Origin of the sequence: Streptomyces torulosus, assembly GCF_001419765.1 — a bacterium.
In the GTDB taxonomy this organism is placed as follows: Bacteria; Actinomycetota; Actinomycetes; order Streptomycetales; family Streptomycetaceae; genus Streptomyces; species Streptomyces torulosus.
This window is the reverse complement of the sequence record NZ_LIRK01000006.1, coordinates 1-8,456: the sequence shown is the minus strand read 5'-3', so window position 1 is coordinate 8,456 and position 8,456 is coordinate 1. Positions and strand designations below refer to the sequence as shown.

Genomic DNA, 8,456 nt, shown 5'->3' with positions numbered 1-8,456 from the left:
GCCCGAGCCGACGCCGACCGGCCCGGCCGGCCCGGTCGGCGTCGGCTCGGGCTCCGTCCAGTGGCGGGACTTGGGAAAGTCCGGCGCCTTCATGCCCTTGGACTTGAGGCGGATCACCCGGTGCCCGGCGGCCCGCTGGTTGCTGAGGTGGCAGTCGTCGCGCCCGGCGACCATCTCCAGCAGGGCCTCCTGGAGCGGCTCGGGGTCGCCCCAGGTGCCGTAGAGCTTCTGGGTGCTCAGACAGACGGGGTTGAGGCCCCGGTTGAGCACGGCCTCCCACGCGGCGATCGACACACCGGGCGTGTGCTCGGAGCGGAAGTCGTCGAGGACGACGACGCCGCCGGGGAGCAGGATGTCGCGGGCGGCGGTGATGTCGCCCTGGACGTGCTCGTAGAGGTGGGACGCGTCGATGTGCACGAAACGGCACGAGCGCGGCTTCACCTCACCGGGGACGATCGAGCTGGGGCCTTGCAGAACGCGGGGCAGGTCGTCGTGGAAGGCGAGGTAGTTCGCCTCGAAGGCCCGCCGGGTCAGGGTGCTGCGGTACGACTTGGTGGCCTCCGCCGCGTTGGCGTCGTCGGGGGCGTCGCTCTCGAAGAGGTCGCAGACCGTGTAGGACTCGCCCTCCTGGAGGTGCCGGCCGAGGAAGATGGCGCTCTTGCCCATGTAGACGCCGACCTCCAGGAGGTCGCCCCGCTCACCGGCGGCCTCCTGTCGGTCGAGGAACCAGTTGAAGAGGAGCTGGTCGAGCACTGGGAACCAGCCGGGTACGTCGTCGAGTTCACGGGGTAGCCGGATCGTGCCTTGTTCAGAGGTCATGTCAGAGGTCATGAGGACGGAAGACTCTCTTGCGTCGACGAGGCGAACAGGCGAACGGGCCAGGAACCTACGAGAAGCCCCCGACCCGGTCAAGGATGCTGCGGAGCCTCTCCGCGGAGCCCGTTTCGAACCCCTGACCTGGGTGAACACTGGGACAATTTCGGGTTCAACGACGGCGTCCCTGAAGTGACGCGCGCAGCCGCGGTTGCAGCGGCCGTTCGACCGCGTGGTGCAGCAGCCACGCGAGCAGCAGCATCAGCGCCACGGTCAGCGCGAGCGTCAGGGAGGACGGCAGACCCAGGCCCTGGTGCAGCGCCTGCACCACCGGCCAGCCGAGGTGCTCGTGGACCAGGTAGAAGGGGTACGTCAGCGCCCCGGCGGTGGTCAGCCAGCGCCAGTTCACCCGGTCGAGGAAGCCCAGCGCGACCGCGCCGACGGCCACGAAGCCGACGACGACGGCGAGGGCGATGCCCAGCTGGGGGCGGTACGAGAAGAACGCGTCGTTCGGGGCGTGCCACATGTCCTGGACCGTGTGGTACTGGCTCAGCAGCAGACTGAACCCCACGATCAGCCAGGCGGCGGTGTCCCGGCGGTCCCGGTGCACCAGGTAGAGGCCGATGCCGCCGATGAACAGCGACGCGTACTCCGGCATCAGCACCAGCTGCAGGAACGGTTCCCTTGATGCCTCGGCCAGGGTCGCGGCCAGGGTCCAGCCACCGCAGAACCAGATGACCCGTCTCCGGGTCACCCCGGGCAGGACGACGCACAGCGCGAACAGGACGTAGAAGCGGACCTCCGCCCACAGCGTCCAGCACACCCCGAGGACGCGGTCCGCGCCCAGCGGCATCTGGAGCATGGTCAGGTTGACCAGGAACTCGCTGGCCGACACCCGGGCGAACGCGATCCCCGGCAGAGCGAGCACCGCCGCGACGAGGACGACCGCCGCCCAGTACGCCGGCAGCAGCCGGGCCGCGCGGGACGCGAGGAACGACTGGACCGAACGGCCCCAGCCGCTCGCGCAGATGACGAACCCGCTGATCACGAAGAAGGCCTGGACGCCCGCCCAGCCGTACGCGAACCAGCTGTGCGCGCTCGGGAACTGCACGGCGGGCGAGGCCCCCCACGCCTTCGCGATCTCCCCGTCGCGGCCTCCGTAGTGGTAGGCCGCGACCGAGAGGGCGGCGAGGAGCCGCAGCCCGTCGAGGGCGTACAGCCGGGGCGCGGGGCGGGCCCCGCCGCGTGCGACGGAGGACCCCGGGGCCGCGGCGGGGGTGGTGCGTGGGGTGGTGCTCGGGGTGGTGCTCGGGGTGGTGCCCGCCTCCGGTGAGAGCGTCGGAAGCGTCGTGCTCTTCGCGGTCACGCCGCGCTCACCCCAGGGTCGCCCGTTTGAGGGACCTGGCCCGGCGCGCGACTCTTCGTACGGTCGCGTTGCGCGGGATGAACGCGAGCTGGACCGGGATACCGCCGGGCAGCCCCAGCGAGGTGAGCCGGCGGCGCTTGAAGTACCGCAGGGTGTGGGTGCTCAGATGCCTCGCCAGATACGACTCGGCCTCCGTGCGCAGCGACGGGTAGATCTTGGACTGCATGGCGTACCCCACCGCGCGGACCAGCCGGTTGAGGTCGGCCACGCTCATGCCCGGCTTCCGCGCCTCCACCGCCGCCCGGTCGCCCAGATCCGGCAGCAGCGCGTCCACGACGGTGACCGGCACCCGGTTGCTGTTCTCGTACGGCGCGAGCCGCTCCAACAGGGTCCCGGTGCCCACGCGGGCCACGGGCAGCTCGTACAGCGCGGAGGCGGTGAGCAGGGCCGTGGAGAAGCAGCCGACCACCAGCGCCGGACGCATCCGCTGGTAGAGCACCTCGGCGAGGACCGGCGTGTCGAGCACCGTGAGATCGGCGCCGAGCCGCTCGGCCTCCTTCTCCAGCCCGCGCGACCAGCGCGCCGGGGCACTGGGGTGCGGCTTGAACACCACCCGGGTGTGCCCGAGCGCCACCGCGCCGTTCAGCATCCGTACGTGGAGGTCCTCCTCCTCCTCGGCGGTGAGGATGCCGAGCGCGGAAAGATACTGGCCGAGCAGCAGCGCCGGTTCCTCGACGGCGGGCAGCGTGTCACCGGTGTCGACCAGCTCGGCGAGGACCTTCACGAAGGCGTCCGTCGGCACGATCTCCGCCGGGACCCCGAACTCGGTGAGCAGCAACGGCTCCAGACCCGGCACCAGGTCCAGGTGGAGGAGCCGGTCGATCCGGGTACCGACCAGCGGGTCGATCTTGTTGCGGGTGGGGCCGTAGCTCATCAGGCCGTCGGCGTACACGGTGACGGGCGCGCCGGTGAAGATCTGGGTGAAGCCGAGCGCCGGGTGGACCTGGATGGACTCCACCGCCAGCTCGACGTCGTCGTCGCCGAGGCCCCACAGCAGCCGCAGATGCCGTTCCCACAGGGGCACGTCGTCCATGCGGGGGGACCAGCCGCCGGGGTGGAACGGGGAGATGGTCTCGTTCCAGGAGATGACGTCGTCGAAGCGGGTCCGGAGCCGCTCGAAGCCGGGCATCTCGTCCAGGGCGGGGGCCGTCTCCGGCGTCGCCGCGTTGTTGGAGATCAGCAGGATGCGCCGGTCCGCCGGGCGGAAGCACTCGGTGTCCAGGGCGGCGGCCAGGGTGGCCGTGCCGTACAGCGTGGACGCCATGAAGATCTGCGTGGTCACGCGGCGACCCCCGTCGCGGCGGGACGGCGGCGCAGCCGGCGCAGCCGCGTGGCGCGCTGGATGTCCATGGAGTCGAGCGCCTCGTCCAGCACGTCCTGCGGCATTCGGCGCAACGCGACCGCGCTCATCGACTTGAGTTTCCGTGCCACCGCCGGCTCGAACCTTTCGATGGATCCCAAATGGTGGGAGATAATCGCGCAATATGTGCGCACGGCCTTGGGGAGGAGTTTGTCCGCGTCCCGGTCCTGCGCTGTTTCCGCGATGACCTGGTCGAATGCGCGAATGAAATCGAGCTGGCGTACGTCACCGATCTGGGTCAGTGAAGAGGCGACTCCGCGCCGGTAGAAGACGCCCAGCAGGCCCACCGTGGCAAAGGATTCCGCCTCCCGGTGCAGCTTCCAGATCCAGGGCCGGTCCTCCGCCGTACGCAGCCCGTGGGTGAAGTGCAGCAGCCCCCGCTCGACCAGCCGGCGGTGGTAGACGCCGGCCCACGCGTACGCGTAGTCGACGGAGGTGGAGCGGTCCGCCGGCAGGATCGCGTCCCGCGGGTTCATCACCACGCCCCGCCGCCCGTTGGGCACCCGGTGGACCGAACGGGCCCGCGCGGTGCACTGGACATGGTCCGTGCGGACGAAGTCGCATCCCAACTCCTCGATCGCGGAGACGAGTTGCGGGTAGTAGCCGGGGGCGAGCCAGTCGTCCCCGTCGAGGAACGTCAGGTACTCGCCACGGGCCTTGTCGATGCCCGTGTTGCGCGCGGTCGCCAGTCCTCCGTTCTGCTCGTGTTGGACATACACGGCGCCCGGCAGCTCGCGCTCCGCGCGCGCGAGGATGTCCGGTGTCTCGTCGCGCGAGCAGTCGTCGACGAGAATGAATTCGAAGTCCTCACGCGCGTTGGCTCTGAGGCTCTTCAGGGTGTCGGGCGCGTATTGCTGCACGTTGTAGAACGGCACGATGACGGAGAGCTTGACCACCCCTGTGACGTTAGGCGGCCCTCCGGCATTCGTCTTGACCACCCGCTTGATGTCAGGTGAACGACGCGTGGCGGTACCGTGAACCAGGCGCATTTCCCGGTGTTCCACGGCCCGATTCGCCATTCGTCGACGCGCTGTTAACCCTTTGTTGCATTCGGGTTGGGCCGATCAACGGAATCCCTTCCTAGCGTCTTCGACGTGCCAGCAAGTGCTACGAACAGCCTGCGAGTCGCCGTCCTCGCCGATTCCGACACCCGGTGGAAATGGGGTGCGCTCACCGCGAGCCGCCTCGCCCCCGAGGGTGCGGACATCCACCTGGACGGCTTCCTCCTGCGCGGCCGTGCCACCCCCACCGCCCGCCAGCTCCAGGAAGTCGGGGTCCGCCCCGACTCCCTGCGCGAGGTGACGGGCGTCGAGTTCCTGCGCGCCCTGGGCACGCCGGAGGCGGCCGAGTCGTACGACGTCCTCGTGCTCGCCCTCGTGGGCGGCGGCGTCCAGGCGATGCTGCACGGACTGCGGCACGCCTGGGGCGCCCGGAGCAGGCGGCCCGTGGTCGTCACCGGCTATGTCGGTGTCGTCTACGAGAAGCTCGCCGACGGTCTGCTGCTGCGGCACGGTGCGGACCTCGTCCTCGCCAACTCCCGCCAGGACGCTGAGCGTTTCCGCGCCGTGTACGAGGGGGTCGGCGCCGACGCCGGCTCGGTCACCGAGGTCGCGCTGCCCTTCCTCGGCGGCACGCCGTACGAGGCCCGGAACGACGCCTCCGCGGAGCAGGGGCGCGGGCCCTACACGGTCGTCTTCGCCGTCCAGCCGTCCGTCCCGGACAACCGCAAGGACCGTACGTACCTGCTGAACCGGCTCATCCAGCACGCCCGGCTGCACCCGGACCGCCAGGTCCTGCTGAAGCTGCGCTCCAAGCCGGGCGAGCACACCACGCACATCGAGGAGCTGCCCTACCAGAAGCTGGCGCAGAAGACCGATCTGCCGTCCAACTTCCGCCTGGTCTACGGGCACATGGGCGAGGTCCTCGACACCACCGACCTGCTCGTCACCGTCAGCTCCACGGCCGCCCTGGAGTCGCTGCACCGCCGGATCCCCACCGTGGTCCTCACCGACCTCGGGATCCGGGAGGCGCTCGGCAACCACCACTTCGTGGGCTCCGGATGCCTGGCCTCCTGGGACCAGCTGGACGCCGGGCACGAGCCGGCGCCCGACCCCGAGTGGGTGGCCCGGCAGGGCGTCGCCGCCGGGGGCACCCTCACCGGGGGAGGCTCCTACGCCACCGCCTTCGACGCCGCCCGCGACCGCCTCGCCAAGCTGATCGCCGCCGAACTCCCGCCCCTCACGCCGTACTACACCCCCGTCACCGCGCCCGGCTATCTGCCCGGCATCCTCGCCCGCCACCACCTCGGCCCCGACGGCAGCACGCTGCCGGGGGCGCCCGCCGCCGACCGGCAGGCAGGGCCCGTACGGCAGATCGTGCGCCGGGCGGCGCGCGGCGCCTACCGGCACGGGGTGCAGCGCGTGGCACCCGTCATCCGGCGGATGGGGGAGCTGTGAGCCGCCACCCGTCGCCCTCGCAAGGAGCTCCACTGATGTCCCACCCGGAAGCGGACCGAGCGGCCTCCGTCCGCCGCGTCCTCGCCGTCATCCCCGCCCGCGGCGGCTCCAAGGGCGTCCCCGCGAAGAACCTCGCCCCCGTCGGCGGTGTGCCGCTGGTGGCCCGCGCGGTGCGTGAGTGCAAGGCCGCCCGGCTGGTGACCGACGTCGTGGTCTCCACCGACGACCACGCCATCGCCGCCGCCGCCCGCGAGTCCGGCGCCGAGGTCGTCCTGCGGCCCGCCGCCATCGCCGGTGACACCGCCACCTCCGAGGCCGCCGTCCTGCACGCCCTCGACGCCCACGAGGCGCTCCACGGCGCCGCCGTCGACGTGGTCCTCCTCGTCCAGTGCACCAGCCCGTTCATCCTCCGCGAGGACATCGACGGCGTGGCCCGCGCCGTCGTCGAGCACGGTGCCGACACGGCCCTGACGGTCGCCCCCTTCCACGGCTTCATCTGGCGGGACACGGCGGACGAGTTCGCCGGCGGCGAGGCGAACCGCGTGGGCGCGGCGGCGGTCGCCCACGGGGCGCGCGGCGAGGCCGACGCCGCCCGCGCCGCCACCGGGCTCGGCGTCGTCCCCGCGGGTGACGACCACCCCGCCCCCGCGGACACCGCAGGCGGCTACGGCGTCAACCACGACAAGTCGTTCCGCCCCCGCCGCCAGGACCGCCCCCAGGACCTGCTGGAGACCGGTGCCGCGTACGCCATGGACGCCGCCGGACTCCGCAAGCACCAGCACCGCTTCTTCGGCCGTACGGAACTCGTCCGCACCGACCCCGCCCGGGTCCTGGAGATCGACGACCCGCACGACCTCGCCCGCGCCCAGGCCCTCGCGCCCCTCTTCGACGCGAACCGGCCCGGCGCCCTCCCCACCTACGACGACATCGACGCCGTAGTCCTCGACTTCGACGGCACCCAGACCGATGACCGGGTGCTGATCGACTCCGACGGACGGGAGTTCGTCTCCGTGCACCGCGGCGACGGACTCGGTATCGCGGCCCTCCGCAGGAGCGGCCTGAAGATGCTGATCCTGTCCACGGAACAGAACCCGGTCGTGGCCGCCCGGGCCCGGAAGCTGCAGATCCCGGTGCTCCACGGCATCGACCGGAAGGACCTCGCCCTGAAGCAGTGGTGCGAGGAACAGGGCATCGCGCCCGAGCGCGTGCTCTACGTCGGCAACGACGTCAACGACCTCCCGTGCTTCGCCCTCGTGGGCTGGCCCGTGGCGGTCGGCAGCGCCCACGACGTCGTGCGCGGCGCCGCACGCGCGGTCACCACCGTCCCCGGTGGTGAAGGCGCGATCCGAGAGATCGCCGGCTGGATCCTCGGTCCCTCTCTCGACTCTCTCGACTCCCTCGACAAGTAAGGAACGTTCCACCATGTCTGCGACCAACTCCCGCCTCCGCACCTTCGGTACCGAGCGCATCGCCGGCCCCGGCCAGCCCGTCTACATCTGCGGCGAGATCGGCATCAACCACAACGGCGAGCTGGAGAACGCCTTCAAGCTGATCGACGTCGCCGCCGAGGCCGGCTGCGACGCCGTCAAGTTCCAGAAGCGCACCCCCGAGATCTGCACCCCCCGCGACCAGTGGGACATCGAGCGCGACACCCCCTGGGGCCGCATGACCTACATCGACTACCGCCACCGCGTGGAGTTCGGTGAGGACGAGTACCGCCAGATCGACGCGTACTGCAAGGAGAAGGGGATCGCCTGGTTCGCCTCCCCGTGGGACACCGAGGCCGTCGCCTTCCTGGAGAAGTTCGACGTCCCCGCCCACAAGGTGGCCTCCGCCTCCCTGACCGACGACGAGCTGCTGCGCGCGCTCCGCGCCACCGGCCGCACGGTCATCCTCTCCACCGGTATGTCCACCCCGAAGCAGATCCGCCACGCGGTCGAGGTCCTCGGCTCGGACAACATCCTGCTCTGCCACGCCACCTCGACGTACCCGGCGAAGGCCGAGGAGCTGAACCTCCGCGTCATCAACACCCTCCAGGCCGAGTACCCCAACGTCCCGATCGGCTACTCCGGCCACGAGACGGGCCTGCAGACCACGCTCGCCGCGGTCGCCCTCGGCGCCACCTTCGTCGAGCGCCACATCACCCTCGACCGCGCGATGTGGGGCTCCGACCAGGCCGCCTCCGTCGAGCCCCAGGGCCTCACCCGCCTGGTCCGCGACATCCGCACCATCGAGGCCTCCCTCGGCGACGGCGTCAAGAAGGTCTACGACTCCGAGCTCGGCCCCATGAAGAAGCTGCGCCGTGTCTCCGGCGTCGTCGCCGAGGCGGAGATCGCGGCGGCGGCGGGCGAGCCGGTCGGCGTCTGAGCCCGACTGCCGTAGCTGCGGGCAGTCGTGCCGC

The 8,456-nt window shown here is 71.2% G+C and carries 7 protein-coding genes; 3 read left to right on the top strand and 4 right to left on the bottom strand.

Annotated elements, in window-relative coordinates; all coding sequences use genetic code 11:
* The 4 genes from AOK23_RS00815 to AOK23_RS00800 form a co-directional block, all read right to left on the bottom strand.
* Window positions 1-819, bottom strand: an 819-nt coding sequence (locus tag AOK23_RS00815; protein ID WP_055710808.1) for a class I SAM-dependent methyltransferase, incomplete at its 3' end; no start/stop codon positions are given.
* Between the two features lie 166 nt (window positions 820-985).
* Entirely contained in the window at window positions 986-2,179 is a 1,194-nt protein-coding gene (locus tag AOK23_RS00810) for an acyltransferase family protein (RefSeq protein ID WP_055710807.1), read from the bottom strand.
* Between the two features lie 7 nt (window positions 2,180-2,186).
* Window positions 2,187-3,521, bottom strand: a complete 1,335-nt coding sequence (locus AOK23_RS00805; RefSeq protein WP_055710806.1) for an alpha-2,8-polysialyltransferase family protein — start codon at window positions 3,519-3,521, stop codon at window positions 2,187-2,189.
* Window positions 3,518-4,495: a glycosyltransferase family 2 protein gene (locus tag AOK23_RS00800; protein ID WP_055710805.1), complete on the bottom strand. Its 978-nt coding sequence runs from the start codon at window positions 4,493-4,495 to the stop codon at window positions 3,518-3,520. Before AOK23_RS00800 ends, AOK23_RS00805 begins: the two co-directional genes overlap by 4 nt.
* A gap of 198 nt (window positions 4,496-4,693) precedes the next feature.
* Between AOK23_RS00800 and AOK23_RS00795 the strand changes: the two genes are divergently transcribed.
* Genes AOK23_RS00795 through AOK23_RS00785 form a run of 3 tightly spaced genes read left to right on the top strand, consistent with a single transcriptional unit; the run spans window position 4,694 to window position 8,422 of the window.
* Window positions 4,694-6,055 (top strand): DUF6716 putative glycosyltransferase, encoded by a 1,362-nt coding sequence (locus tag AOK23_RS00795; RefSeq protein ID WP_055710804.1) that lies wholly within the window; start codon window positions 4,694-4,696, stop codon window positions 6,053-6,055.
* Window positions 6,056-6,090: 35 nt separating this feature from the next.
* Window positions 6,091-7,464 carry an N-acylneuraminate cytidylyltransferase gene (locus AOK23_RS00790; RefSeq protein WP_055710803.1) on the top strand — a complete coding sequence of 458 codons (1,374 nt, stop codon included), beginning with the start codon at window positions 6,091-6,093 and terminating at the stop codon, window positions 7,462-7,464.
* A gap of 13 nt (window positions 7,465-7,477) precedes the next feature.
* Window positions 7,478-8,422: an N-acetylneuraminate synthase family protein gene (locus AOK23_RS00785; RefSeq protein ID WP_055539807.1), complete on the top strand. Its 945-nt coding sequence runs from the start codon at window positions 7,478-7,480 to the stop codon at window positions 8,420-8,422.
* The last annotated feature ends 34 nt before the right edge of the window (window positions 8,423-8,456 follow it).

What these genes read in the sequence shown, in the direction of transcription:
- AOK23_RS00785 (WP_055539807.1), top strand. Translation starts at nt 7,478, where the DNA reads ATGTCTGCGACCAACTCCCGCCTCCGCACCTTCGGTACCGAGCGCATC.
- AOK23_RS00790 (WP_055710803.1), top strand. Translation starts at nt 6,091, where the DNA reads ATGTCCCACCCGGAAGCGGACCGAGCGGCCTCCGTCCGCCGCGTCCTC.